Source organism: Dickeya dadantii NCPPB 898, from assembly GCF_000406145.1.
GTDB lineage: Bacteria > Pseudomonadota > Gammaproteobacteria > Enterobacterales > Enterobacteriaceae > Dickeya > Dickeya dadantii.
Genome location: NZ_CM001976.1, coordinates 3,021,761 through 3,045,233, shown reverse-complemented (window position 1 = coordinate 3,045,233; position 23,473 = coordinate 3,021,761). Strand labels below are relative to the sequence as shown.

Sequence of the window (23,473 nt, the reverse complement as noted above, 5' to 3'; positions counted from 1 at the left end):
ACCGACTGGCTCAAACCAAATCAGATACTGATTCGCCGACCAGAAATCGAATTGCTGCGAGATTGGCCGTCCGGCCCGTACAGAGACTGTGCGTGACGAGGTTTCAGCACCGCCAACGCTTTTTCATTATGATCGAGATGATAACCAAGCAGTAAGCCGTTGTGCTGGTTTTTATCGCGCAGTGACTCACTTAACGCGGTGATCTGTTGCCAGGTTTGCTCCAGGGCGGCATGGTTAGAATAAGGTGCTTTCACACGCAACACTGATTCTCCCTGCAGGCGAATTTTATCCAAATGCTGGATAGTCGATAATAAAGAACCCTTTTTATCGGTAACCACTTGCAGAGCTGGCCCATCAACATGGCCTGCGCAGAGCAACAACTGCTCATCAGACAGCACAGCTTCAAGTTCACGCATGTTGAACAGAAGTTGCTCCAGCAGCTTTACAAGTTTTTCCATAGGGTTAGTCGCCTGAGATTAAGTCCTGAGCATCTTTAATTAATGCATCGGCAATTTTACCAACGTTCATTTTTAATGAGCCGTCACGAATAGCCTGCTTCAGGGTTTCCACGCGCTGCATATCGATGTCCTGCGACGACGGTTGCATCAGCTTGGACTGTGCATCGCTCAGTTTAACCTGAGTTCCGGTCACACCGCTTTGCTGCCCTGTTTCTTCCTTCCGCTTCAATTTTGCTACGTCGCCGGTATCCCGGGGTTGAACCTGGCTTACCGGTTTGACTGACTGGGTCCGATCAATGCTCATGGTAGTGTGCTCGCGTCATGAAAAATATAAATGATGATAATCAATGAGATGGTTAACACCATCTAAAGCTGGCATTTATTTAACCAGTATATCATCAGCGACTATGTACATCATATCGGCAGCATTGAGCATTACTTTAGCAAATTATTGCGAGATCAGAATAATCCCATCGTCGGTGGCGATGCCGGATACAACCTGCCCTGAAGCCGTGCGGGCTCTGGCAGACTGACCTGAAGCCGCATTGTTCATGGCCTTTCCTTCGCTACGTACGCTAAAGCCATCCCCCTGGGCCAGAATCTGCACGTTTTGCCCGGCACGGATCACCCAGGGTTTCCTAATCATGACCTGGGTAAGGGCCTGACCTGGCGCGATATCCCGCAACGCCACCGCGCCTTGGGCCTCTTCCGGGGTGAACAAAGCACGGGGAGGAAGTTGATCGATCCTGCCGCGGATGGTTCGAATATCGCCGGATGTCAGCTCAGCTCCCCGGCCGATAGGCGCTGCGGCGACCACATAGTTCCCAGTAACCTGTACTTCAACCTGAACAAAACGCCGCTCTTGGCTACAGCGCACAGACACCGAAAGATTGCCCCACATTTTGGCATTACCCGGCAGTGAAATTTGCGGATTTTCACAGTCGAGCCATTGGGCCTCAGGCGTCTTCACCACCACATTAATCGTATTGGATGAACCTTTAAAATTATCCGAAAAGAAACGGGAAATTTGTGATGCAAGATCGGCAGCATTCACCAGTACCGGGGCAAACAGGATGCCCAAAATCGATAACTGTATGTATTTTCTGATATCCGGCATCAGTCTTACGCTCTCCAAAAACCGGTTAATTTCACGCTATTAGTGTAACGGTACTTGCTTACAGTTAAGGCAATAAATAGCGCTTCATTTTATGTCTATTCTTGCGATGATTTTTACAGGATGAGAATTATCCTACCAGCACTAAAGTTTAAATTGCGGAGGGAGCATGCTCGATAAATTGGATACCGCGCTACGGTTTCAGCAAGAAGCATTGAATCTCCGTGCCCAGCGTCAGGAGATTCTGGCTGCCAACATTGCCAACGCGGATACTCCTGGTTATCAGGCGCGTGACATTGATTTTGCCAGCGAACTGAACAAGGTCATGGAGCAAGGGCGTGCCAGCGGTCAATCCGTATCGCTGAGCCTGACGTCTGCACGTCATATTCCCGCTCAGACAGTACAGCCGCCCGAACTTGATCTGCTTTATCGTGTCCCGACTCAGCCGGCTCTTGATGGAAACACGGTCGATATGGATCGCGAGCGTACCAACTTCGCGGATAACAGCCTCAAGTATCAGAGCAGCCTGACGCTCATCGGCGGGCAGATCAAAGGGATGATGTCGGTACTTCAGTCCGGGTCATCATAACAGCATTGGCGACAACTATAAGGTTGATGTCTCATGTCGTTACTTAATATTTTCGATATTTCCGGCTCGGCGCTTTCTGCCCAGTCTCAACGCCTTAACGTCAGCGCCAGTAACCTGGCCAACGCCGACAGCGTTACGGGCCCCGACGGCCAGCCCTATCGCGCCAAGCAGGTGGTTTTTGAGGTTGATGCAGCGCCGGGGCAGGCGACTGGCGGTGTTAAGGTCGCCAAAGTGGTCGAAGATCCTTCTCCGGAAAAACTGGTTTATCAGCCGGGAAATCCGCTGGCCGATGCCAAAGGCTATGTCCGCATGCCGAATGTGGATCCCGTCAATGAAATGGTTAACACCATTTCGGCGTCCCGAAGCTATCAGGCGAACGTGGAAGTATTGAATACCACAAAATCGATGATGCTGAAGACATTAACCATTGGTCAGTAATCTGGAGAACTCATGGCTACCACCTCTTCTGTCAGTGACGTCCAAAGTACATCGTCCACATCGACATCATCATCTATCAGCGGAAGTAGCAGTGCCGATTTACAGAATAGCTTCCTGACTTTGCTGGTTGCCCAGCTGAAAAATCAGGATCCAACCAACCCGATGGATAACAACCAGTTGGTCTCTCAGCTGGCTCAGTTAAACACGGTGAGCGGCATCGAGAAGCTGAATACCACTCTGGGATCCATTTCTACGCAAATCAACAGTAACCAGTCCATTCAGGCTGCATCATTGATTGGTCATGGCGTGCTGGTGCCGGGCACCAAAGTGTTGGTGGGCAATGAAACGACTACGCCGTTCGGCGTTGAGCTGGAAAATGCGGCGGAGAACGTTACCGTCAATATCACCGATAGCTCCGGCAAAGTAGTTCGCAGTATGGAACTGGGTTCATTGAGCGCCGGGGTTCATGCCTATTCCTGGGATGGCAAGGCCTCTGACGGTACCACCGCGCCAGATGGTGCTTATACAATCTCTGTTTCCGCTACCTCAAATGGGACTCAGCAGGTAGTAGAGGCTCTGAACTACGCGTACGTGAATGGTGTGGTTACCAACAGCAGCGGAGCATTACTGGATCTGGGCCTGAGCGGCCAGTCCACGCTGGATAACGTACGTCAGATTTTGTAGCAGTTACGGATATAACGCGCGTCACTTTTTAGTGAATAACAGTTCATCAATATTCAGGAGAGCACTATGAGCTTTTCTCAGGCGGTCAGTGGTTTAAACGCTGCCTCTAACAATCTGGACGTGATTGGCAACAACATTGCCAACTCCGCTACCGTTGGTTTCAAGGCCAGTAATATCTCTTTCGCCGATATGTATGCCGGCTCCAACGTAGGCCTGGGGACCCGGGTTGCATCCGTACTGCAGGATTTCAGCAACGGTTCTATCACCAGTACCTCTCGTTCATTAGATGTGGCAATCAACGGTAATGGTTTTTACCGTCTGCTCAATAGCAATGGCAGCGTCGTATATAGCCGTAACGGCCAGTTCACGCTGGATAGCAGCCGTAACATCGTTAACGCGCAGGGTTTGCAACTGACCGGCTACCCGGCTACCGGGACGCCGCCAGCGATTCAGCAGGGCGCGGATCCGGTCGGTTTGAGCATTCCGGAAACCACCATGTCGGCCAAGGCCACCAGCACTGCGTCGATCATCGCCAGTCTGAACTCGTCAGACAGCACGAATACCTGGGATCCTACCGATCCGACTAATACGTCAAACTATAAAGGTTCTATTACCACCTACGATAGTTTGGGTAACGCACATAACTTCGCGTTGTATTTTGTGAAATCAGCCTCTAACAGCTGGGATGTCTATGCTCAGGACACCAGCATTACCGGTGCGGGTTTCCAGGGGCCGACCACGCTGTCTTTCAATACCAGCGGTGCGTTAACCACCACGACTCCTGCTACGATTAGCATGGCGACGCTGAACGGTTCTGCCGCCAGCACGTTCAATCTGTCTTTTACGGGTACCGTTCAGCAGAATAGCGGTTCCAACAGCACCAAAACGCCGACTCAGGATGGCTATGAGCCGGGCGAACTGACCGGTTACAGCATCAGCGAAGACGGCAGTGTTGTTGGTTCCTATTCCAACAAGAAAACCCAGCTTCTTGGGCAGATTGCTCTGGCTAACTTCGCTAACCCGGAAGGGCTTTCTCCGCAAGGCGACAACGTATGGGCTGCAACCGGCAATTCTGGTCAGGCTGTGGTTGGATCGGCGGGTACCGGCAACCTCGGGAAACTGGTGGGTAAGGCAACGGAAAGTTCTAACGTCGATATGAGTAAGGAACTGGTTAACATGATCGTTGCTCAGCGTAACTACCAGTCGAATGCCCAGACCATCAAGACGCAGGATCAGATCCTCAACACGTTGGTTAACCTGCGTTAATTATCATAACGAGGATATTGCATGGATCACGCTATCTATACAGCGATGGGCGCGGCGAGTCAGACGCTGGAGCAACAGGCCGTTACGTCGCATAACATGGCTAACGCCTCTACGCCGGGCTTTCGTGCGCAACTGTCTGCAATGCGTGCCGTGCCAATCCAGGGCGTTACCAATGAGACGCGTACACTGGTGATATCTTCGACTCCTGGGGTGGATACCACCCCAGGTTCGATGGATTACACCGGGCGTTCCATGGACGTTGCTCTTTCGCAGGATGGCTGGCTGGCGGTGCGTTCTGCGGATGGCAGCGAGGCATATACCCGCAACGGTAATATGGAAATTAACGCCAATGGGCAGTTGACCATTCAGGGCAACCTGGTGATGGGCGACGGTGGCCCGATTGACGTTCCGCCTCAGACGCAGCTTACTATCGGCCCCGACGGCACCATCAACGCGCTGAACCCTAGCGATGCCGCGAACACAGTTACCCAGATCGGGCGCCTGAAGCTGGTCAAGGCGACAGGAACCGAAGTGACCCGTGGCGACGACGGCCTTTTCCGCGTGTCCCCGGCTGCGCAGCAACAGCGCGGTGCGGCATTACAGAATGACGCAACGGTCAGGGTAATGCCGGGGGTACTGGAAGGCAGTAACGTCAATACGGTTGAATCGATGGTGGAGATGATTTCCAACTCGCGCCGTTTTGAAATGCAGATGAAAGTGATCAGCAACGTTGATGATAATACGCAACGTGCTAATCAGATACTTGCAATGAATTAAGTGCCCTTGCGCACAGGAGTGACTCGATGATCCGTTCTTTATGGATTGCCAAAACCGGTCTGAACGCCCAGCAAACCAATATGGATGTTATATCCAACAACCTGGCGAACGTCAGCACCAATGGTTTTAAGCGTCAGCGTGCCGTATTTGAAGACCTGATGTACCAGACTGTTCGTCAGCCGGGGGCGCAGTCTTCAGAACAGACCACGCTGCCGTCAGGTTTGCAACTGGGTACTGGTGTGCGTCCGGTGGCGACCGAGCGCATTCATACGCAAGGCTCCTTTTCCGAAACCGGTAACGTGAAGGATATGGCGATCAAAGGTGCCGGTTTCTTCCAGGTGCTGATGCCGGATGGAACCACGTCGTATACTCGTGATGGCTCTTTCCAGCAGGATTCCAACGGTCAGTTGGTGACATCCAGCGGCTTTCAGGTTCAGCCGGCGATCACTATCCCGGCAAACTCCAGCAACCTGACGGTTGGCCGCGACGGGGTGGTCACTGTAACGCAGCAGGGGCAGACCGCGCCGGTACAGATCGGGCAGCTTAACCTGGCTATGTTCATCAACGAGGCGGGTCTGGAAAACCTCGGTGAAAACCTGTATGCGGAAACCGCCAGTTCCGGTGCGCCGACCCAGAGCACGCCGGGCCTGAACGGCGCGGGTCTGATCTATCAGAAATTCGTTGAAACATCGAACGTGAACGTCGCCGAAGAGTTGGTGTCAATGATTCAGACTCAGCGCGCGTATGAAATCAACAGCAAGGCGATTTCTTCTACCGATCAGATGTTGCAGAAATTGACCCAGCTGTAATCTCTCCTGGGTAGCGCTTGTTAAATAGGGTGGCGTTTTACTGATTTGCGGCTGGAATGCAGATGGGTAAAGTGGCCACCTTGATTCAATATGTGGATAGATTACTGAAAGTAAGGCGATATCCGTAGTGATGATGAATACGAAGTCGGTTGCAGCGTTGCAGCCATGTCGGCCCCGTCTGCTGGCATACGTGATGATGTTAACACTGTCCGGTTGCGCCTATATACCTCACGACAAGGTGGTGACCGGCCCAACGACAGCGCAGCCTGCACCGCCTTTACAGGCTATTCCCAACGGATCCATTTTCCAGACCGGTCAGGCGATGAACTATGGTTATCAACCGATGTTTGAGGATCGCCGCCCGAGAAACGTAGGGGATACGCTGACCATTGTGCTGCAGGAAAACGTCAGCGCCAGCAAGAGTTCGTCGGCAAATGCCAGCCGTGATGCTTCCGGCTCGTTCGGCATGACCACAACGCCGCGTTTGCTGGAAGGCCCACTGGGCAACAACCGGGCCGCATTTAACGCCACCGGCAAAGATGATTTTACCGGGAAAGGCGGTGCCAACGCGAATAACACCTTCACCGGTACGATAACGGTTACCGTGGATCAGGTGCTGACGAATGGCAACCTGCATGTCGTGGGTGAAAAACAGATTGCAGTTAATCAGGGAACCGAATTTATTCGTTTCTCCGGGGTGGTGAACCCAAGAACTATCAGCGGCAGCAATACCGTACCGTCAACGCAAGTGGCGGACGCGCGTATGGAATATGTGGGTAATGGCTACATTAATGAAACGCAGACCATGGGCTGGCTGCAACGGTTCTTCCTTAATGTTTCGCCGTTCTAAATTGATGAGGCATACAATGCGGATCACTTCAATCTTTACCGTTCTTCTTGCTTTGCTGATGGTGGTGGCTCCGCCAGCATCGGCTGAGCGTATCCGCGATCTGGTGAGTATTCAGGGCGTGCGTGATAATGCTCTGATTGGCTATGGTCTGGTGGTAGGTTTGGATGGCACCGGTGACCAGACCACGCAGACGCCGTTCACCACTCAAAGTCTGAGTAACATGCTGTCCCAGTTGGGGATCACCGTTCCGGCCGGCACCAACATGCAGTTGAAAAACGTAGCTGCAGTCATGGTGACGGCTAAGCTGCCGGCGTTTGCCCGCTCCGGACAACCAGTGGATGTTGTCGTTTCTTCCCTGGGGAACGCCAAGAGCCTGCGTGGCGGTACGCTGCTGATGACGCCGTTGAAAGGGGTGGATAATCAGATTTATGCCATCGCACAGGGGAACGTCTTGATCGGCGGCGCTGGCGCGTCCGCGGGTGGCAGCAGCGTGCAGGTAAACCAACTGGCGGGCGGCCGTATTAGCGGCGGTGCAGTCATCGAACGTGAACTGCCCAATACCTTTGGCACCGGCAATACCATCATGCTGCAGTTAAATCAGGATGATTTCACCATGGCGCAGAGCATCAGCGATGCCATCAACCGTTTTGGTCGCGGTGGTTCGGCAGCGCCGCTGGACTCGCGTACTGTTCGGGTTGTGGTGCCTGCCGGCAACAGTGCTCAGGTGAGGTTCCTGGCCGATATGCAGAATATTGAGGTGAATGTCGGCACGCTGGACGCCAAGGTTATCATTAATTCCCGTACCGGCTCGGTGGTCATGAACCGTAATGTCCAACTGGAAAACTGCGCGGTCGCGCAGGGCAACCTGTCCGTCACCATCAATCAGCAAAATGTGGTTAGTCAGCCGAACACACCGCTGGCGGGTGGGCAAACGGTAGTGACGCCGCAGACGGAAATCTCCGTGCGTCAGGAGGGCGGCGCGCTGCAACGAGTAAACTCCAGCGCCAACCTTAACAGTGTGGTCAGGGCGTTGAACTCGCTTGGTGCTACGCCGATGGATCTGATGTCAATTCTTCAGGCGATGGAAAGTGCCGGTTGCCTGAGAGCGAAGCTGGAAATTATCTGATGAGCGATATGAAGACGTCTAACAATGCTGCTTATGAGACACAGTCACTTAACGCGCTGAAGCGGGATGTATCCAGTCATCCCCAGAGCCGGGAAGGGATCCGCGCTGTGGCTAAACAGTTGGAAGGCGTCTTCGTGCAGATGATGATGAAGAGCATGCGTGACGCGTTGCCGAAAGATGGTATTTTCAGCAGCGATCAAACCCGCATGCTCACATCAATGTATGACCAGCAATTGGCCCAGCAAATGTCGTCGGGCAAAGGGCTGGGATTGGCTTCCGTGATTGAAAAACAGATGATGGGTCAGGGTATTGCCGGGAACGAACCTGCATCAGCGGCACCTTTCAAGCCCGATGGCCAATTAGCCCGTGCCATGCCCTCGTTTGTACTGGAACAGATGGTGCGTAAGGCGGTACCTAAGCTGCCGGAGAAATCGTCTGCGCTGCCGATGAGCAGCACCGATTTTATCTCCCGGTTGTCCACACCGGCCATGCTGGTTAGCCAGCAAAGCGGTATTCCTCATCACCTGATTATGGCGCAGGCTGCACTGGAGTCCGGTTGGGGACAGCGTGAGATTCCTACCGCCGATGGGCGCCGCAGCCACAACATTTTTGGTATTAAAGCCGGCAGTAGCTGGGATGGTCCGGTCACTGAAGTGACTACGACAGAATACGAGCAGGGTGTCGCTAAAAAGGTCAAAGCGGCCTTCCGCGTATACGGCTCTTATCTGGAAGCATTAAACGATTACGCCAAATTGCTGACGCAGAATCCCCGTTATGCCGGCGTTTCTGCCGCGTCCACCGCGGAGCAGGCTGCGGTGGCATTGCAACAAGCAGGATATGCGACCGATCCGGCTTATGCGAAGAAACTGGTAAGCATGATTCAGCAGATGAAAAATTCGGGCGAAAAGGCAGTTCAGGCTTATACACACGACCTGAGCGGGATTTTCTAATTCTCCTCAAGTTTTCAGCCCGCCTGCCGATAGCTATACAAGTTAATTTATAACGGCGATATCTTTTTGTGCCCGGCAATAGGTACTTTCCTGTCTGTGCATGAGTAAGAGTAAAAGGAACCCAGCATGTCCAATCTGATTAACACCGGAATGAGTGGTTTAAGCGCTGCCCAGGCGGCGTTAAGTACCGTCAGTAACAACATCAGTAACCAGGCTGTTACAGGGTATAGCCGTCAAAATGCACTGTTGGCACAGAACAACGGCACCAATATTTCCGCCGGTTACATTGGCAATGGGGTCACCGTCGTCAGCATCAATCGTGACTACAACGATTTTATTGCTAAACAATTACGTGCAGCACAAACAACAAGCAGCTCGACCACGTCGTATTACAGTCAGATCTCCAAGATAGATAACTTGTTGTCGAGCAGCTCATCCAGCCTGTCCACCACGATTCAGGATTTCTTCAAAAACCTACAGAACCTGACCAGCAATTCCAGCGACTCCTCAGTACGTCAAACCGTGCTGGGTAAAGCTGAAGCCTTGGTCAACCAGTTCAAGATCGCCGATCAGTACCTGCGCGATATGGACAGCAATATCAACGGCGAGATTTCCATCACCGTTACGCAAGTTAATACTTATGCCAAGCAGATTGCTGATATCAACGATCAGATTGTTCGTCTGAAAGGTGCCAATAACGGTGCGGCGCCGAATGATCTGCTGGACCAGCGCGATAACCTGGTTAATGACTTGAATAAGTTGGTTGGTGTGGATGTGGCGGTTCAGGACGGCGACGTTTACAACGTCTCACTGAAAAATGGCCTGACCCTGGTTCAGGGCAAAAGCTACAATACGCTGGTTGCGACCCAATCCAGCACCGACCCGACTCGCACCACCGTTTCTTATAACGATGCGATTGCCGGTGCGAGCGAAGTGAAAGAAAGCACCATCACCGGTGGCTCTCTCGGCGGTTTGCTCAGTTTCCGCACCAGTACGCTGGATAGCGCCCGCAATCAGTTGGGACAGATGGCGCTGGCGTTTGCCGATGCTTTCAACCAGCAGCACAAAGCCGGGTTCGACCTGAACAACGCGCAGGGTGGGGATTTCTTTGGCGTTGGCTCATCCGTCACGTTAAAGAGTGCCAAAAATACGTCCGCTACCGAGTTGACCTCTTCCTACCTGAGCGATACTTACTCGATGCAGTACAACGGGACGTCCTGGAGTGTTACCCGCTCTGACGGTACGACAGCCGCCTCAACCCTGTCAGGCTCCGCATTGACCTTTGATGGTTTCACTATCGATATTTCCGGTTCGGCCGCATCAGGCGATACTTTCAGTTTCAAAGTATCACCGGGACAATCAGCAATTTCGCAGACTGCCCCGACAGGCTCTACTTCCGCTGCCTCACTGACCCGTAACGACACCAATTACATCAAGGCGAGCGACTATAGCGTCAAATTCGTTGGTCCGTCAGCTAATGACTGGTCGGTCACGCGCTTGTCGGATGGAGCTGACCTGTCTTCCTCTGCGACGTATACCGCCGCCAGCGGCTCGACATCGGCCAACCTGATTTTTGACGGCATGAAACTGGATATCTCTGGTACGCCGGCAGCGAAAGACCTTTTTACGGTCAAGGGTGTTCGCGATGTTATCGTGGATATGTCGGTAAAAGTGACGGATTCATCCAAGATTGCAGCGGCCGGCGTCTCGTTGACGTCAACTGGTGGCGGCGTGAGTGATAACACCAACGCCAAAGCGTTGTTGAATCTGCAAACTACTAAGGTTGTCGAGAACAAATCCAGTGTCAGTCAGGCTTATGCCAGCCTGGTCGGGGATATCGGCAACAAAACCAGCACCGCCAAGGTTACCGATACCTCGCAGAAAAATGTGGTGTCGCAACTGACTACTGAGCAACAGTCTGTATCTGGTGTCAACCTGGACGAAGAGTATGGTGACCTGGTTCGTTTCCAGCAGTATTACATGGCGAATGCCAAGGTAATCCAGACTGCTTCGACGATCTTTGATGCCCTGTTGGCGATCCGTAGCTAAATTTGTGACGGTAAAATAGTAAGGAATAAGTTATGCGACTGAGTACCAGTATTATTTTTCAGCAGAGTATGCAAGGCGTCACAGATGGATTATCAGCCTTTAGCAAGACGGGGCAGCAACTTGCCAGCAATACTCGTGTGCTCACCCCTTCTGATGATCCGATAGCGGCGTCCAAGGCGGTTATGGTTAACCAGGCGCAGGCTCAGAATGAGCAGTATGCGCTGGCGCGTACTTTTGCCGAAAATGGTATGAATAGCGAGCTGTCCGTGCTGACCAACGTGGCAACCGCATTGACCTCTGCCAGCACGACGCTGTTAAGTGCCGACGGTACAAAGAATGATAACGATCGCCAGCTTATCGCAACGTCTCTGCGCGGCCTGAAATCTCAGTTGCTCAATCTGGCTAACAGTACGGATGGCAATGGCAGTTATGTTTTCGGCGGCTACAAGACCGACTCTCAGCCGTTTACTACCAATGCGTCCGGCACCGTTAGCTATGTGGGTGGTAATCAAGCCATTTCCCAGCAGGTGGATGCTGACCGTGTCATGACTGTCGGGCATATCGGTTCCGACGTATTTAACAACGCGGGCGGCACCGCGGATATCTTCGGTGCGCTGGATAGCGTGATTAGCGCGCTGGAAACCCCACTGGAAGGCGCCACCACCGCAGTCAAAGACGCGAATCTCGCTACTATCAACGCAGCCAGTCAGGAGCTCAAGAACGCGCTGACCAACGTGTCGTCGGCTCAGGCAACGTTGGGCGTTCAGCTGCAGGAAATCGATACGCTGGATAGCATTGGTACCGATCGTACTACGGCGAACAAACAGACACTGAGCGACTTGGTTGACATCGATATGGTTGCGACCATCTCCACGTATATGATGCAACAACAGTCTCTGCAGGCGTCATACAAGGCTTTTAGCGATATGCAGAGTCTTTCGCTGTTCCAACTGAATAAATAAAACGGAATAGCGAACCGTATTTGGATACGCTTAAACCGGGCGTATTCTTTTTGGCATGTCATCCTTCATAAGATGACATGCTTTTTTTTGCTGCGTATTTTTCGATGCGATGCGAATCAGGTAATTTGGGATACGTCGTCGGGAAGATACAGGGAAGAACGGAAAAAATGAGCGGGCTACCCGACAAAGCGGCTCAATAAGTCAGCCAGCAGATCGTAGGTTTCACCAAACAGTTTTTCTGCATAAGGCGAGAGCAGGAAGATGAGAAAGCCCACGGTGATGATTCCGGCGAAGAGGGTGATGGGGAAGCCGATAGCGAAGATGGTTAGCTGTGGTGCGAGCCGGCTTAATAAGCCAAGCGCCATATTGATAGTCAGCAGTAGTGTGATGAGTGGCAGGGCAAGCATCAGCCCGTTAGAAAATATCCTTCCGCCAGCCTCGGCCAGAGTCATAAATACATTACCGCTGATAGGTTCGGCACTGATGGGGATGGTGTGAAAACTGTCGACCAGTAGCGATATCAGCCATAGATGCCCATTCATGCTCAGAAAAAGTAGCAACGCCAGCAAGTTCATGAGCCGGGCGATCACCGGCATATTCGGGCCGCCGCTGGGGTCAAAGAAGGTAGCAAACGAAAGTCCCATCTGCAGGCCGATAATATCACCGGCCAGACGGATAGCTGCAAACGCCAGTTGCATGGCGAAACCCAGCATCACGCCTATCAACACCTGCTGGAATAGCATCCAGATACCGGCGGCGGAAAATACTGGAATCGAGGTGTGAGGGATACTCGGCGTAATGACAATGGTGATCAGCACTCCTAGTCCGATCTTTACCCGACGAGTGATAGAACGTTCACTAAAGATAGGCGCGGTGCTAATAAGCGCGAGGATCCTGACCAGTGGCCAGAAAAACTGGTTAAACCAACCGATCATGTCGATGCTGCTGAGGGTGACCATGTTTATCCAATCATGTTGGGGAATTGGCTGAACATTGTGCGCATATAATCAAGAATGACGCTGAGCATCCAGGGGCCGGCAACCACCAACGTGAAAAACACTGTCAGCACTTTGGGTATGAATGACAGGGTCATTTCGTTGATTTGTGTGGCGGCCTGGAGCAGGCTGATAATCAGGCCGCTGACCAGTGCGGCGACAAGAGGAGGGCCTGCCAGCATCAGCGCTATTTTCATTGCTTCATAGCCTAAAGCCATGACGGATTCAGGAGTCATACGGGCATTCCTCTGACGTGGTGAACAGCAGTAACCGCACCGACTAAGTATAGAAACTCTGGGCCAGCGACCCCAGCAACAATTGCCACCCGTCAACCAGCACGAAGAGCATCAGCTTGAATGGTAACGAGATGGTGGCCGGGGGAACCATCATCATACCCAGCGCCATCAGCACACTGGCGACAACCAGGTCGATCAGCAGGAAAGGAATGAAAATCGTAAAACCGATCTGAAAGGCGGTTTTCAGCTCACTGGTAACATACGCCGGTACCAGTACCCGCATCGGAACCGCTTCCGGGCCTTGCAGTGAAGGAATTTGCGCCAGACGGGTAAACAAGGCTAAGTCCGCTTCCCGAGTCTGCCGGAGCATAAATTCACGCAACGGCTGTGAGCCTTTCTCGATAGCCACTTCCATACTGATTTTATCTTCGCTGAACGGGCGATAAGCTTCGTCATAGATGCGGTTCAGCACCGGCGACATCACAAAAAAAGTCAGAAACAGGCTAAGTCCCAGCAACACCTGGTTGGGCGGCGCGGTTGGCGTTCCCAATGCGTTGCGCAGCAGGCTCAGGACGATGATGATACGGGTAAAACAGGTCATCATCAGCAATACAGCCGGAATAAAGCTCAGCGATGTGATGAAAACCAGCGTTTGAATCGGCAATGACCAGCTCTGTCCGCCATTGGCCAAGGGTTGGCTGATAATACCGGGAAGTTGTGCCAGTGCGTGGGGTGCGATCAACAACAGAATAGAAGCCGCAGGATAACGTAGCAGACGCAGCCATGCAGAGAAAGAAGTCGGACGCAGGGTGGTACTCATTCGGTTTTTTCCGGACGCGTGGTCGCTTTCTTGAGAAACTTGAGAAAATCGGCTGGCGCAATTTTTTCTGCCGATGTCGCATTGCCAACAGGGCGCGCGGGCAGGGTATGCAAATGGGTGATCTGCTGAGCCGTTACCCCTAATACAAGCCAGGTATCGTCAACTTCAACAATTACGATACGTTCACGCTGCCCGACCGCGCAAGACGACACCACTTTCATAACATTACTGCTTTTTATCTGGGGCGCGATGCCCAGTTTTCGTAGCAGCCAGGCGACCAGCAAGATCAACAACAGCACACCGCACAAGGCGGTGCCGATTTGCGACAATAGCGCACCGCCGGAAATAACGGATTCAGCAGCCGCGGGCGGCTGCTGAATCGTAGAGACAGTCTGTTGTGCGGTACCCGTCATTAACGGCCTAACCTGCGCATACGTTCTGACGGCGTAATAATATCGGTAATACGTACGCCATACTTGTCAGAGACGACGACTACTTCACCCTGAGCAATCAGATACCCGTTAATCATGATATCCAACGGCTCACCGGCCAGGCCATCCAGCGCGACCACGGAGCCCTGCGACAAACGCAGCAACTCTTTGATGGTCATTTTGGTGCGGCCGAGTTCTACCGTTAGTTTGACCGGAATATCCAGAATCAGATCGATATCCTGCATTGAACCCTGAGTGTCCTGCACATCAAAGTTCTTGAAGATACCTTCGGTACCACCCGGCGCGCTTTTTTCTGCCGACTGCTGCTCGTTAAATGCATCAGCCCACAGATCGTCCACGGAATCCGTTTCTTCGGACGGTTTCTTGATGTCACTCATTGAGCGGTTCCTCGTCATTCAGAGAATTTAAAATTGGATTAATCAAGTGTTCAACACGCAAGGCATATTGGCCATCTAACGTACCGTATTGACAGGTCAATACTGGCACACCATCAACATGAGCCACCAGGCGTTCAGGTTTATCAATCGGCAAAATATCTCCGGGTTTGAGTTTCAAAACCTTTGACAGTCGAACCGGTATATCAACAAAGTTGGCAACCAGCTCCAGCTCCGAGTGCTGTACCTGTTTTGCCAGTGTTTCACGCCAGTGCTGATCTTCCTGCTGCGAGTTCTCCAACGGCGGGTTGGCCAGCAATTCGCGTAAAGGCTCAATCATGGAGAAGGGAATACAGATACTGAATTCGCCGGTCAGAGTCCCGATTTCCAGATGGAAAGGGGTTGTCACCACGATATCGTTGGGCGATGTAGTGATGTTGGTGAATTTTACCTGCATTTCCGAACGCACGTATTCCACATCTAGCTTGTAAATCGCATTCCAGGCATCACTGTAGGATTCGAGCGCCAGTTTAAGCATCCGGCGCACAACACGCTGCTCGGTATGCGTAAACTCACGACCTTCAACCTTGGTGGGGAAACGACCGTCGCCGCCGAACAGGTTGTCAACGGCAATGAAGACCAGGCTGGGGGAGAACACAAACAGCGCCGTGCCGCGCAGAGGCTTCAGATGTATCAGGTTGAGGTTGGTCGGAACCGGCAGGTTACGCGCAAACTCATGATACGGCTGAATCTTGATGGCCCCGACGGTAATATCCGGGCTACGACGAAGCAGGTTGAACAGCCCCATGCGGAACTGACGTGCAAAACGTTCGTTGATGATCTCCAGCGCCTGCAGACGTTCACGAATGACGCGCCGTTGTGTATTGGGATCGTAGGGTTTGACATCCCCGTCTTTCTGCGAAGCAGCGTTGCTGGCATCAGCGCTATTATCGCTACTGTCACCGTTTAGCAGAGCGTCAATCTCTGCCTGTGAAAGAATGCTGTCACCCATAATGATTACCGCAAAATGAAAGCAGTGAACAGGACATCGCTGACTACCTGGTTAGGTTGTCCAGGAACCAGCGGTGGGCTTAATACCTGCTTGATATCTTCAACCAGTTTTTGCTTGCCTTGTTCCGTTGCCAGAACAGACGAGCTCTGACGAGAAAACAGCATAATCAAACGACTGCGAATTTCCGGCAGATAGTTGGTCAGGCGCGCACGAGTCGCTTCATCCGGCAGTCGCAGGGTGATCCCCACATACAGCACCCGATCCGGGTTGTTATCCGCAGATAACAGGTTAACGGTGAATGTATCCAACGGCATAAATACCGGCGCAGGCGGCGGAGGCGGCTCGCTGGCTGCCATTTCGGTTTTTTTATGACTCAATAACCACCAGCCAGCACCCGCTGCGGCAGTGGCTGCCAGGGCGATAACAATCAAGAGTATCAGCCAGAGGGACCTCTTATTACCGCCTGACTGGGCTTTCTTATTAGACGTAGCCAATGATATATCCTGTTATTTATCAGTATCTAATGGCAAAGGCAGCTATTAGATAAATGCGTGATATCACGATTATCCCGCCTATTCACCGCTTCAATACAATGAATAAACAATAAAAAAAGCGTTAACTTCTTCATTAGGCAAAGATATCAACGCCATTAATACCCGTTGCCATTGACTGTAGCCGTGCCGGTACCGCCAGTGGTTCAACTTCGGCGGCGTTATGCTCAGATTGGCCGAATTGCTGCTGATAAGACGAGGCGTTGCCGCCGCCGTTACCATTGGCGTTGCTTGCCACTTGCTGCTGTGACTGCTGCCAACTGCTGGCATCCGACCCTACGCTGCTTTGTCCCAGGTTGATGCCGCTCTCGGCCATCGCGCTGCGCAAGTGGGGGAGTGCGGACTCCAGTGCGGAGCGCACCTGGCTGCTACCGGAAACCAGGTGAATCTGCGCCTGATTGTCTTCGATTTTCAGCATGATATGCAGTGAGCCCAACTCTTCCGGGTGAAGTTTCAGTTCTGCAGTCTGCTGACCGTTACGGCTAAACATCACGATCTGCTGACCCAGCGCATCATTCCACTGTTGCGTACCCAACGGCGCATTGATCTGGCTGGTTACGTGCTGGGCGGCAGGTTGCGTTGGCGTGGCATTGTTGGCGAACAGTGACGACAGCGTGTGCAATGACGAGTTGGCGCCGGCATCGGCCGGCGCGGATGCCGCTATCGGATTACTGGCGCTGTCTTCCTTACGGGATGCCAGCAGGGAGCTATCTTTGGCTTGGTCAGCCTCTACCTGCAGCCCGTTATTTTTGGCGGCGGCAGAGGTACCTGCGGCAGCCAGGGATGATGCGGCCGTACTATCCGCCGTTGCGGATCCATTCAGCGTAAATTTATCTTGTGACGATGCGTCGTCGGTTTTCGCCGAGTTCAGCAACGAGCTCAAAACGCTGTTGCTGGTCTTGCCGTTTTTCAACTCGCTCAACGCGTCGGATAAAGACGAGTTGGATGCCGTACCTTCCGTTACCGCTTTTGTCTGAGCCGTAGTTTGTACCGGAATCATGGCAAACAACGCCTGCATAGCCAGCGCATCGTTATCAGTCGTTTTCTCGTCCTTTGCACTGACTTTTTTCTGAGCCTTGGCCAGCAGCGATTCAAGAGAATTGCCTGATTGCAAGTCAGCCAGCGTCAAGGTGCCTTTAGTCAAGGCGCCCAGGATGGCATTCAATTCGTCACTGTTTGCTTCAATGCCGCTTTTTGCCAGTGCGTCTTTGAGATCGGCGCTTTCCTGATCGCTGATAATGGTCTTTTTGGCGGACTGTGCCGATGACAGTTTCTGCGAGAGCAACTGAACAAAATTTTCCGGTAGCTGGTCTTTGCCCAGCAGCGCAAGTAAAGAATTCCCCTGAGGCGCAGTTGTGCTTGCATCAGTCGTAGTGGTGATCGGCATTGCTGGCAAGTTCATAATTATGTTTTCCTCATTGATGCGCGTTGGGCGAATTCATCCATCCGCTTTTGTTCCAGGCGATTTTCATGCGCCAGCATTTTAGTCTGTTCGCGCTGTTGTAAGGTACTAAATGCATTCAGTCGCTGTTGCTTTTCCTGCCAGGCTTTCATCGCCTGATTCAAACGAGAAGACCAATTTAATAACTGATGCTGGTGCTGCTCAATCGCTTTTTCCAGAGTCAAAATAAATTGCTGATAATTTTGCCAGGAGGTATTGGCCATGCCTTCGGTCATTGAGTCATTGAGCCGCTGGCGATAATCATCATGGTAACCTAACAACGCATTAAGTTGCTGTTCAGCCTGCAAATAGGCTTTTTGTATCTGACCCAGATGCGTTGTCGCGGCATCAACCTCTTTTTGGGCCAAATCACGCAGCATGACGAAAGTAGACTGAGTCCTCATTCGTCCTCCTACCGATTATACGGGAAAATGTTATCCAGTGCCTGACAGGCTTCCTCAAATGAGCTTCGCTCAAACATTCCCTGCTGCAAAAAGTGTTGCATCTGCGGATAAAGTTGTATTGCCCGATCCAGCAGCGGATCGCTACCGGCGGCATAAGCGCCGACATTAATCAGATCGCGGTTGCGCTGATAGCTGGATAGCGACTGCTTGAATTGCCTTACCGCAGAATAATGGTTTTCATCTATTAACGCCGTCATCGCACGGCTAATAGACGCTTCGATATCAATGGCCGGATAGTGCCCGGACTCCGCCAACTGGCGGGACAGCACAATATGACCGTCCAGAATGGCGCGAGCCGAATCGGCAATTGGGTCCTGCTGGTCGTCGCCTTCGGTCAACACCGTATAAAACGCCGTGATAGAACCGCCACCGGAAATACCGTTGCCTGCACGCTCTACCAGAGCGGGTAATTTAGCAAAAACCGAAGGCGGATAACCTTTGGTTGCGGGCGGTTCGCCAATCGCCAGTGCGATTTCACGTTGAGCCATCGCATAACGCGTCAGCGAATCCATAATCAGCAATACATGATGACCACGGTCGCGGAAATCTTCTGCGATGCGCGTAGCATAAGCCGCGCCCTGCATACGCAGCAGGGGAGAGACATCCGCCGGAGCGGCGATCACCACAGAGCGGGCAAGCCCCTCTGTGCCGAGAATATTTTCGATGAAGTCTTTGACTTCTCGCCCACGCTCGCCGATCAGGCCGACTACGATCACATCGGCTTGAGTATAGCGCGCCATCATTCCGAGCAGCACACTTTTACCAACGCCGGAACCGGCGAACAGCCCCATACGTTGACCGCGGCCCACCGTCAGCAATGCGTTAATGGCACGCACGCCGACATCCAGAACGTGTTCAATCGGCGTACGCTGAAGCGGGTTGAACGGCGCGGTCACCAGTGGCGCGGTGTAGCCGGTATCAGGCGCCGGAAAGCCGTCCAGCGGCTTGGCGCTGCCATCCAGCACGCGGCCCAGCAATGCCGGACCTAGCGGTAGTTGCTTGCCCTGGCTGCTGCCGGAAAGGCCGACGCGTTCATAGACTCTCGCTCCCGGGATGATCCCCTCGACTTCTTCGAGCGGCATCAGGAACAGTTTCTGGCCGTTAAAACCGACGACTTCGCTTTCTACTTCGTCGACCTGATTGCCGGTCTGGCGTTCAATCAGGCAGGTTGAACCCAGCGGCATGTGCAGGCCGGTCGCTTCAAGCACCAATCCCGTCGCACGCGTCAGCCGTCCGTAACGGCGTATCGCAGGCGTATTGGCGATACGCTTTTCAAACGCATCGATAGAAGAGAGCCAACGGGAAAGACGCACAGTCATCAGAGTTCTCCCGGTGCTGCCAGTCGGCAAAGTTCATGCCAGCGCGTGGCAATGCTGGAGTCCAGATCCCCTTCTTCGGCGCTGACCTTGCAGCCGCCCGGGTGCAACTGGTTATCCGCCAACAACCGCCAGCCATGCAGGCTGAGAGTAGGGCCGAGGTGCTGTTCCACCCGATCCAGATCCGATGGGTGTACGCGCAACTGCGGCTTGCCGCTGAACATCGGCTCCTGCTGGATCAACTGCTGTATTTGCCCCATTAGCGCCGTACCGTCACAAACCGGTGATTGGCCAATGACCTGCTTGGCGGCGGTTAAGGCCAGTTGCATCAGGCGTGAGACAATGACGCTGTCCAGAGCGTCCAGCGTTTGCTGGAATTCATTGACCATTTGTTGCATCTGGGCAATCACCGGCTGCTGCTGCTGAGCGGCATCCTGTAAACCCTGCTGCGTGCCAGCCTGAAGTCCGTCCTGATAACCGGCGGCGTAACCCTGTTGCTTGCCTTCGGCGAACCCGTTCTCCCGCGCCTGTTGCAGCACCTGCTCGCGCAGGGTTGCCAGGTCATCCTCCGGCTGCTGAAAGTCGGACATACCGAAAAAGTCGTTGTCCCCAGGTTGCGCCGACGGCGAAGCCGGAAAAGACGATGCCGGCGTCACCACGTCCGCGACAGCAGGCGTAGGGGAGGACAGGTCATCCAGTTTCCATGGCTGCCAGTCAAGATTGCTGGAAGAGTTAGACGAACGCGTCATCGCCACCACCGATAATCATTTCGCCGCTGTCTGCCAGGCGACGTACAATGAGCAAAATGGCTTTCTGTTCGTTTTCCACCTGGGACATACGTACCGGACCACGGGTCGCCAGATCGTCGCGCAAGATTTCCGCCGCACGTTGCGACATGTTGCGCAGGAACTTCTCGCGCAGCGGCTGTTCGGCGCCTTTCAGCGCGATCAGCAGAGACTCGGATTCCACTTCCTGCAGCAGACGCTGGATACTGCGATCGTCCACTTCCACCAGGTTTTCGAACAGGAACATTTCGTCGATAATTTTCTGTGCCAACTCGCCGTCGAATTCGCGCACGGCATCGATAACCGCTTCTTCGTGCTGCGTTTTCATCAGGTTGATAATCTCTGCCGCAGTACGAACACCACCCATCTTGCTGCGCTTGAGGTTTTGACCGTCCAGCAGCCCGTTAAGCACTTCGGTCAGTTCCGCCAGAGCTGACGGTTGCACCCCGCCGAACGTGGCGATACGCAGCATAACGTCATTACGCATGCGTTCGTCGAAGTGGGCCAGAATATCCGCCGCCTGTGCGCGTTTGAGGTGCACCAGGATGGTGGCGATAATCTGCGGGTGTTCGTCGCGGATAAGGTCGGCGGCGCTTTGCGGCTCCATAAAGTTGAGCGTTTCCATACCGGTAGAGGTTTCCTTGCTTTCAAGGATATCTTCCAGCAGGCTGGAGGCACGCTCTTCACCCAATGCTTTGACCAGGACAGAACGAAGGTATTCGCCGGCGTTCACACCCAACGCCGCATACTGCTCGGCCTCAATATCAAACTCGCGCAAAACTTCCAGCAACTCAGACTGAGAGACCTGTTTCATGTTGGCCATCGCAGTACTGAGGTGCTGCACTTCGCGGGTTGAAAGGTGCGTAAAAACTTCTGCCGCACGGTCTTCGCCGATAGTCATCAATAAAACGGCGCTCTTTTCTGTACCTGTCAGACTCATAGTTCGTTACTCATCCAGTGGCGGATTACCAGCGCGACGACGCGAGGATCATTCTCGGCCAGCTCACGGACACGCTGGCTGTGCATTTCTGCATGAGCCCGCTGCTCGGATTTCCGCTGCAGTTCTTCTTCCATTGTACTGAGCGTGACGGTGACATCCGCATCCTGACCGCGCAACGAGGCTGCCGCTTCGGCTGCTTCCTGCACCTGAGCACGTCTCTGCAACTGCGGACGCACCAGTTTACGATACAGAATCCAGCCAACAATCAGCACCAGCAGCCAGCGGCCTACTTCTGTCAGCAGATCGAAGAACGCCTGTTTCTGCCAGAAGGGCAGTTCGCCGCCAGTGGCATCGGTGATGGTGAACGGTGTATTAACCACGTTCAGGGTATCACCACGATCATTGGAGAACCCCATGGATTCACGGACCAGTGCTTCGATTTTCTTTAGTTGGTCGTCATTGAGCGCAGCCGGTTTGCCGTCTTCGCCCTGCGTGTAGTTAACCACGACAGCGACGGACAAACGCTGAACATTGCCGGTGTTTTGTTTGGTGTGCCGGATGGTGCGATCAACTTCATAGTTGATCGTCTGATCATGGCGGCTGTTGTACGTCTGATTGGCCGCGTTGCCGGCGGATGTCTGAGTATTGGTACCCGCCGTATTGGCATTAGCGTTGTTCGCATTATTGGCATTGTTCGCGTTATTAGCGTTGTTTGCCGGCGGGGTAGAAATAGGCGCGGTCGGCGCCGGTGTCGGTGTATTCGATAATGCGCCAGGCACGCCACCTACGTTAGGGCCGCCGCGCTGATCGCTCTGACTGTTTTGCTGAGAACGTACCGCAGCCTGATTCGGCGTCTGGTTAGGTTGATACTGTTCATCCGTCTGTTCGCGGCTGGCGAAATCGATCTGGGCGGTGACTTGCGCATGGACATTGCCCGCGCCTACCACTGGCGTCAAAATCGCTTCAATCCGGCGCTGGTAATTACTTTCGACTTCATTGGCATATTTCAGCTGCGCGGCATTGAGGTCGCGTCCTGAGCTGTCATTTTGCGTCAGCAGCTTACCGGTCTGGTCAACGACGGTGACCTTGTCGGCCGGCAGACCGGCTACACTGCTGGAAACCAGATAGGTAATGGCACTAATCTGGCTATCGTCAAGCGCTCGACCCGGTTGCAGAGTAACGGTAACCGCTGCGGAAGGGGATTTTTGTTCGCGCACGAACAGCGATGGCTTGGGGATGGCCAGATGTACGCGCGCATTCTGGATCGGCCCCAGGGTTTCCATGGTTCTCGCCAGTTCGCCTTCCAGCGCGCGTTGATAGTTGATTTGTTCGCTGAACTGGCTAATGCCGAATTTTTCCTGGTCAAGCAGCTCAAAGCCAACAGCGCCGCCTTTCGGTAACCCCTGCTGGGCGAGTTTCAGGCGTGTTTCATAAACCTTGTCCGACGGGATCATGATGGCCGCGCCGCTTTCGGTGAAGCGGTAAGGGATATTCATTTTGCCCAGTTCGGAGACAATACTGCCGCCATCACGTTCATTGAGGTTGGTGTACAGCACCCGATAGTCGGGGCCGCGAGCCCACAATGACAGGGCGACAACAATCGCAATAGTCGCAGCGGAAGCAATCAGTAAAGGAATTTTAGGGTTGGCACGCAAACGGTTGAGTATCTCGCCAAAGCTTTTCCCACCGGTTGCGGCGCCGGATGTTAAGGCGTTCATACTCTATCTCTGCCTGGTTGCTGAACGATATGGGTAACGTTGTAACGTAACAAAACAGAACTCCCTGATTGCGCAATCATAAAAACTCATCGCCTACATTTACCGGCATGCCATTATTTTCCGTTACGCAAAATTTGATGGGTCGATAAGCTGGCATTTTTAATGTCATTTATACGATTTACTACCTTATGGATATGGTAGCGTATTGAACCTGTAAAGAGATGTATGTGAAATAAACGGTGCTGATGCCGTAGTTCGTTTGCTGCATATACATATGTTTATCATTTATTTGGTTTT

27 protein-coding genes are annotated in these 23,473 nt (G+C 53.1%); 11 read left to right on the top strand and 16 right to left on the bottom strand.

What is annotated here, in order from left to right:
- Nucleotides 1–20: 20 nt before the first annotated feature.
- The 3 genes from DDA898_RS13835 to flgA form a co-directional block, all read right to left on the bottom strand.
- Entirely contained in the window at nucleotides 21–458 is a 438-nt protein-coding gene (locus DDA898_RS13835; RefSeq protein ID WP_013318513.1) for a flagella synthesis protein FlgN, read from the bottom strand.
- Between the two features lie 4 nt (nucleotides 459–462).
- Nucleotides 463–762, bottom strand: a complete 300-nt coding sequence (gene flgM / locus DDA898_RS13830) for a flagellar biosynthesis anti-sigma factor FlgM (protein ID WP_013318512.1) — start codon at nucleotides 760–762, stop codon at nucleotides 463–465.
- Between the two features lie 144 nt (nucleotides 763–906).
- A complete protein-coding gene (flgA, locus tag DDA898_RS13825) occupies nucleotides 907–1,575 on the bottom strand; it encodes a flagellar basal body P-ring formation chaperone FlgA (protein WP_033111937.1) in 669 nt (222 codons plus the stop codon).
- A gap of 166 nt (nucleotides 1,576–1,741) precedes the next feature.
- On the opposite strand from flgA, the gene flgB reads away from it, so the two are divergent.
- From flgB to flgL, 11 genes are all read left to right on the top strand, one after another.
- Entirely contained in the window at nucleotides 1,742–2,161 is a 420-nt protein-coding gene (gene flgB / locus DDA898_RS13820) for a flagellar basal body rod protein FlgB (protein ID WP_013318510.1), read from the top strand.
- A gap of 33 nt (nucleotides 2,162–2,194) precedes the next feature.
- The gene (gene flgC, locus DDA898_RS13815) at nucleotides 2,195–2,599 is read left to right on the top strand and encodes a flagellar basal body rod protein FlgC (RefSeq protein WP_012769280.1); all 405 of its coding nucleotides are present in this window, start codon (nucleotides 2,195–2,197) and stop codon (nucleotides 2,597–2,599) included.
- 12 nt (nucleotides 2,600–2,611) lie between these two features.
- On the top strand, nucleotides 2,612–3,283 hold the full coding sequence (gene flgD / locus DDA898_RS13810; RefSeq protein WP_013318509.1) for a flagellar hook assembly protein FlgD: 672 nt from the start codon (nucleotides 2,612–2,614) through the stop codon (nucleotides 3,281–3,283).
- Between the two features lie 66 nt (nucleotides 3,284–3,349).
- Complete coding sequence (gene flgE / locus DDA898_RS13805) at nucleotides 3,350–4,549, top strand: flagellar hook protein FlgE (RefSeq protein WP_038901551.1); 1,200 nt, start codon at nucleotides 3,350–3,352, stop codon at nucleotides 4,547–4,549.
- Nucleotides 4,550–4,570: 21 nt separating this feature from the next.
- On the top strand, nucleotides 4,571–5,326 hold the full coding sequence (locus DDA898_RS13800) for a flagellar basal body rod protein FlgF (RefSeq protein ID WP_013318507.1): 756 nt from the start codon (nucleotides 4,571–4,573) through the stop codon (nucleotides 5,324–5,326).
- A 26-nt stretch (nucleotides 5,327–5,352) separates the two neighbouring features.
- The gene (flgG, locus tag DDA898_RS13795; protein WP_022634082.1) at nucleotides 5,353–6,135 is read left to right on the top strand and encodes a flagellar basal-body rod protein FlgG; all 783 of its coding nucleotides are present in this window, start codon (nucleotides 5,353–5,355) and stop codon (nucleotides 6,133–6,135) included.
- A gap of 133 nt (nucleotides 6,136–6,268) precedes the next feature.
- The gene (locus DDA898_RS13790) at nucleotides 6,269–6,985 is read left to right on the top strand and encodes a flagellar basal body L-ring protein FlgH (RefSeq protein WP_033112348.1); all 717 of its coding nucleotides are present in this window, start codon (nucleotides 6,269–6,271) and stop codon (nucleotides 6,983–6,985) included.
- Between the two features lie 16 nt (nucleotides 6,986–7,001).
- Nucleotides 7,002–8,111: a flagellar basal body P-ring protein FlgI gene (locus DDA898_RS13785; protein ID WP_038911476.1), complete on the top strand. Its 1,110-nt coding sequence runs from the start codon at nucleotides 7,002–7,004 to the stop codon at nucleotides 8,109–8,111.
- Nucleotides 8,111–9,061, top strand: coding sequence for a flagellar assembly peptidoglycan hydrolase FlgJ (flgJ, locus tag DDA898_RS13780; RefSeq protein ID WP_038911475.1), 951 nt, complete (start codon nucleotides 8,111–8,113; stop codon nucleotides 9,059–9,061). The genes DDA898_RS13785 and flgJ overlap by 1 nt, the downstream gene beginning before the upstream one ends.
- A 126-nt stretch (nucleotides 9,062–9,187) precedes the next feature.
- Nucleotides 9,188–11,110 (top strand): flagellar hook-associated protein FlgK, encoded by a 1,923-nt coding sequence (gene flgK, locus DDA898_RS13775; RefSeq protein WP_038911474.1) that lies wholly within the window; start codon nucleotides 9,188–9,190, stop codon nucleotides 11,108–11,110.
- 32 nt (nucleotides 11,111–11,142) lie between these two features.
- Nucleotides 11,143–12,072, top strand: a complete 930-nt coding sequence (flgL, locus tag DDA898_RS13770) for a flagellar hook-associated protein FlgL (protein ID WP_038901548.1) — start codon at nucleotides 11,143–11,145, stop codon at nucleotides 12,070–12,072.
- Between the two features lie 176 nt (nucleotides 12,073–12,248).
- Here the strand turns inward: flgL and fliR are convergent, their stop codons facing one another.
- The 13 genes from fliR to fliF form a co-directional block, all read right to left on the bottom strand.
- On the bottom strand, nucleotides 12,249–13,031 hold the full coding sequence (gene fliR / locus DDA898_RS13765; RefSeq protein ID WP_038911473.1) for a flagellar biosynthetic protein FliR: 783 nt from the start codon (nucleotides 13,029–13,031) through the stop codon (nucleotides 12,249–12,251).
- A gap of 2 nt (nucleotides 13,032–13,033) precedes the next feature.
- On the bottom strand, nucleotides 13,034–13,303 hold the full coding sequence (fliQ, locus tag DDA898_RS13760; RefSeq protein WP_013318499.1) for a flagellar biosynthesis protein FliQ: 270 nt from the start codon (nucleotides 13,301–13,303) through the stop codon (nucleotides 13,034–13,036).
- A gap of 43 nt (nucleotides 13,304–13,346) precedes the next feature.
- Nucleotides 13,347–14,123: a flagellar type III secretion system pore protein FliP gene (gene fliP / locus DDA898_RS13755; protein ID WP_013318498.1), complete on the bottom strand. Its 777-nt coding sequence runs from the start codon at nucleotides 14,121–14,123 to the stop codon at nucleotides 13,347–13,349.
- Nucleotides 14,120–14,536: a flagellar biosynthetic protein FliO gene (fliO, locus tag DDA898_RS13750; RefSeq protein WP_013318497.1), complete on the bottom strand. Its 417-nt coding sequence runs from the start codon at nucleotides 14,534–14,536 to the stop codon at nucleotides 14,120–14,122. The genes fliP and fliO overlap by 4 nt, the downstream gene beginning before the upstream one ends.
- Nucleotides 14,536–14,952 (bottom strand): flagellar motor switch protein FliN, encoded by a 417-nt coding sequence (gene fliN, locus DDA898_RS13745; RefSeq protein ID WP_013318496.1) that lies wholly within the window; start codon nucleotides 14,950–14,952, stop codon nucleotides 14,536–14,538. Before fliN ends, fliO begins: the two co-directional genes overlap by 1 nt.
- The gene (gene fliM, locus DDA898_RS13740; RefSeq protein ID WP_013318495.1) at nucleotides 14,945–15,961 is read right to left on the bottom strand and encodes a flagellar motor switch protein FliM; all 1,017 of its coding nucleotides are present in this window, start codon (nucleotides 15,959–15,961) and stop codon (nucleotides 14,945–14,947) included. The genes fliN and fliM overlap by 8 nt, the downstream gene beginning before the upstream one ends.
- 5 nt (nucleotides 15,962–15,966) lie before the next feature.
- Nucleotides 15,967–16,455, bottom strand: coding sequence for a flagellar basal body-associated protein FliL (gene fliL, locus DDA898_RS13735; protein ID WP_013318494.1), 489 nt, complete (start codon nucleotides 16,453–16,455; stop codon nucleotides 15,967–15,969).
- A gap of 133 nt (nucleotides 16,456–16,588) precedes the next feature.
- On the bottom strand, nucleotides 16,589–17,914 hold the full coding sequence (locus DDA898_RS13730; RefSeq protein WP_038911472.1) for a flagellar hook-length control protein FliK: 1,326 nt from the start codon (nucleotides 17,912–17,914) through the stop codon (nucleotides 16,589–16,591).
- A gap of 2 nt (nucleotides 17,915–17,916) precedes the next feature.
- Nucleotides 17,917–18,357 (bottom strand): flagellar export protein FliJ, encoded by a 441-nt coding sequence (gene fliJ, locus DDA898_RS13725; RefSeq protein ID WP_013318492.1) that lies wholly within the window; start codon nucleotides 18,355–18,357, stop codon nucleotides 17,917–17,919.
- Nucleotides 18,358–18,365: 8 nt separating this feature from the next.
- Nucleotides 18,366–19,736: a flagellar protein export ATPase FliI gene (fliI, locus tag DDA898_RS13720; RefSeq protein ID WP_013318491.1), complete on the bottom strand. Its 1,371-nt coding sequence runs from the start codon at nucleotides 19,734–19,736 to the stop codon at nucleotides 18,366–18,368.
- Complete coding sequence (gene fliH / locus DDA898_RS13715; protein ID WP_013318490.1) at nucleotides 19,736–20,491, bottom strand: flagellar assembly protein FliH; 756 nt, start codon at nucleotides 20,489–20,491, stop codon at nucleotides 19,736–19,738. Before fliH ends, fliI begins: the two co-directional genes overlap by 1 nt.
- Nucleotides 20,466–21,458, bottom strand: coding sequence for a flagellar motor switch protein FliG (gene fliG, locus DDA898_RS13710; protein WP_013318489.1), 993 nt, complete (start codon nucleotides 21,456–21,458; stop codon nucleotides 20,466–20,468). The genes fliH and fliG overlap by 26 nt, the downstream gene beginning before the upstream one ends.
- Nucleotides 21,455–23,176, bottom strand: a complete 1,722-nt coding sequence (gene fliF / locus DDA898_RS13705; protein ID WP_013318488.1) for a flagellar basal-body MS-ring/collar protein FliF — start codon at nucleotides 23,174–23,176, stop codon at nucleotides 21,455–21,457. Before fliF ends, fliG begins: the two co-directional genes overlap by 4 nt.
- Between the last annotated feature and the right edge of the window lie 297 nt (nucleotides 23,177–23,473).

Bases quoted from the DNA above. Each gene is read 5' to 3' on its own strand.
- fliO (WP_013318497.1), bottom strand. From the start codon at position 14,536: ATGACGGGTACCGCACAACAGACTGTCTCTACGATTCAGCAGCCGCCC.
- fliF (WP_013318488.1), bottom strand. From the start codon at position 23,176: ATGAACGCCTTAACATCCGGCGCCGCAACCGGTGGGAAAAGCTTTGGC.
- fliR (WP_038911473.1), bottom strand. From the start codon at position 13,031: ATGGTCACCCTCAGCAGCATCGACATGATCGGTTGGTTTAACCAGTTT.
- flgL (WP_038901548.1), top strand. From the start codon at position 11,143: ATGCGACTGAGTACCAGTATTATTTTTCAGCAGAGTATGCAAGGCGTC.
- flgB (WP_013318510.1), top strand. From the start codon at position 1,742: ATGCTCGATAAATTGGATACCGCGCTACGGTTTCAGCAAGAAGCATTG.
- fliP (WP_013318498.1), bottom strand. From the start codon at position 14,123: ATGAGTACCACCCTGCGTCCGACTTCTTTCTCTGCATGGCTGCGTCTG.
- flgJ (WP_038911475.1), top strand. From the start codon at position 8,111: ATGAGCGATATGAAGACGTCTAACAATGCTGCTTATGAGACACAGTCA.
- DDA898_RS13790 (WP_033112348.1), top strand. From the start codon at position 6,269: ATGAATACGAAGTCGGTTGCAGCGTTGCAGCCATGTCGGCCCCGTCTG.
- fliG (WP_013318489.1), bottom strand. From the start codon at position 21,458: ATGAGTCTGACAGGTACAGAAAAGAGCGCCGTTTTATTGATGACTATC.
- fliQ (WP_013318499.1), bottom strand. From the start codon at position 13,303: ATGACTCCTGAATCCGTCATGGCTTTAGGCTATGAAGCAATGAAAATA.
- flgG (WP_022634082.1), top strand. From the start codon at position 5,353: ATGATCCGTTCTTTATGGATTGCCAAAACCGGTCTGAACGCCCAGCAA.
- flgC (WP_012769280.1), top strand. From the start codon at position 2,195: ATGTCGTTACTTAATATTTTCGATATTTCCGGCTCGGCGCTTTCTGCC.
- fliI (WP_013318491.1), bottom strand. From the start codon at position 19,736: ATGACTGTGCGTCTTTCCCGTTGGCTCTCTTCTATCGATGCGTTTGAA.
- fliN (WP_013318496.1), bottom strand. From the start codon at position 14,952: ATGAGTGACATCAAGAAACCGTCCGAAGAAACGGATTCCGTGGACGAT.
- flgK (WP_038911474.1), top strand. From the start codon at position 9,188: ATGTCCAATCTGATTAACACCGGAATGAGTGGTTTAAGCGCTGCCCAG.
- flgM (WP_013318512.1), bottom strand. From the start codon at position 762: ATGAGCATTGATCGGACCCAGTCAGTCAAACCGGTAAGCCAGGTTCAA.
- flgE (WP_038901551.1), top strand. From the start codon at position 3,350: ATGAGCTTTTCTCAGGCGGTCAGTGGTTTAAACGCTGCCTCTAACAAT.
- DDA898_RS13730 (WP_038911472.1), bottom strand. From the start codon at position 17,914: ATGAACTTGCCAGCAATGCCGATCACCACTACGACTGATGCAAGCACA.
- DDA898_RS13800 (WP_013318507.1), top strand. From the start codon at position 4,571: ATGGATCACGCTATCTATACAGCGATGGGCGCGGCGAGTCAGACGCTG.
- flgD (WP_013318509.1), top strand. From the start codon at position 2,612: ATGGCTACCACCTCTTCTGTCAGTGACGTCCAAAGTACATCGTCCACA.
- DDA898_RS13785 (WP_038911476.1), top strand. From the start codon at position 7,002: ATGCGGATCACTTCAATCTTTACCGTTCTTCTTGCTTTGCTGATGGTG.
- fliM (WP_013318495.1), bottom strand. From the start codon at position 15,961: ATGGGTGACAGCATTCTTTCACAGGCAGAGATTGACGCTCTGCTAAAC.
- DDA898_RS13835 (WP_013318513.1), bottom strand. From the start codon at position 458: ATGGAAAAACTTGTAAAGCTGCTGGAGCAACTTCTGTTCAACATGCGT.
- fliJ (WP_013318492.1), bottom strand. From the start codon at position 18,357: ATGAGGACTCAGTCTACTTTCGTCATGCTGCGTGATTTGGCCCAAAAA.
- flgA (WP_033111937.1), bottom strand. From the start codon at position 1,575: ATGCCGGATATCAGAAAATACATACAGTTATCGATTTTGGGCATCCTG.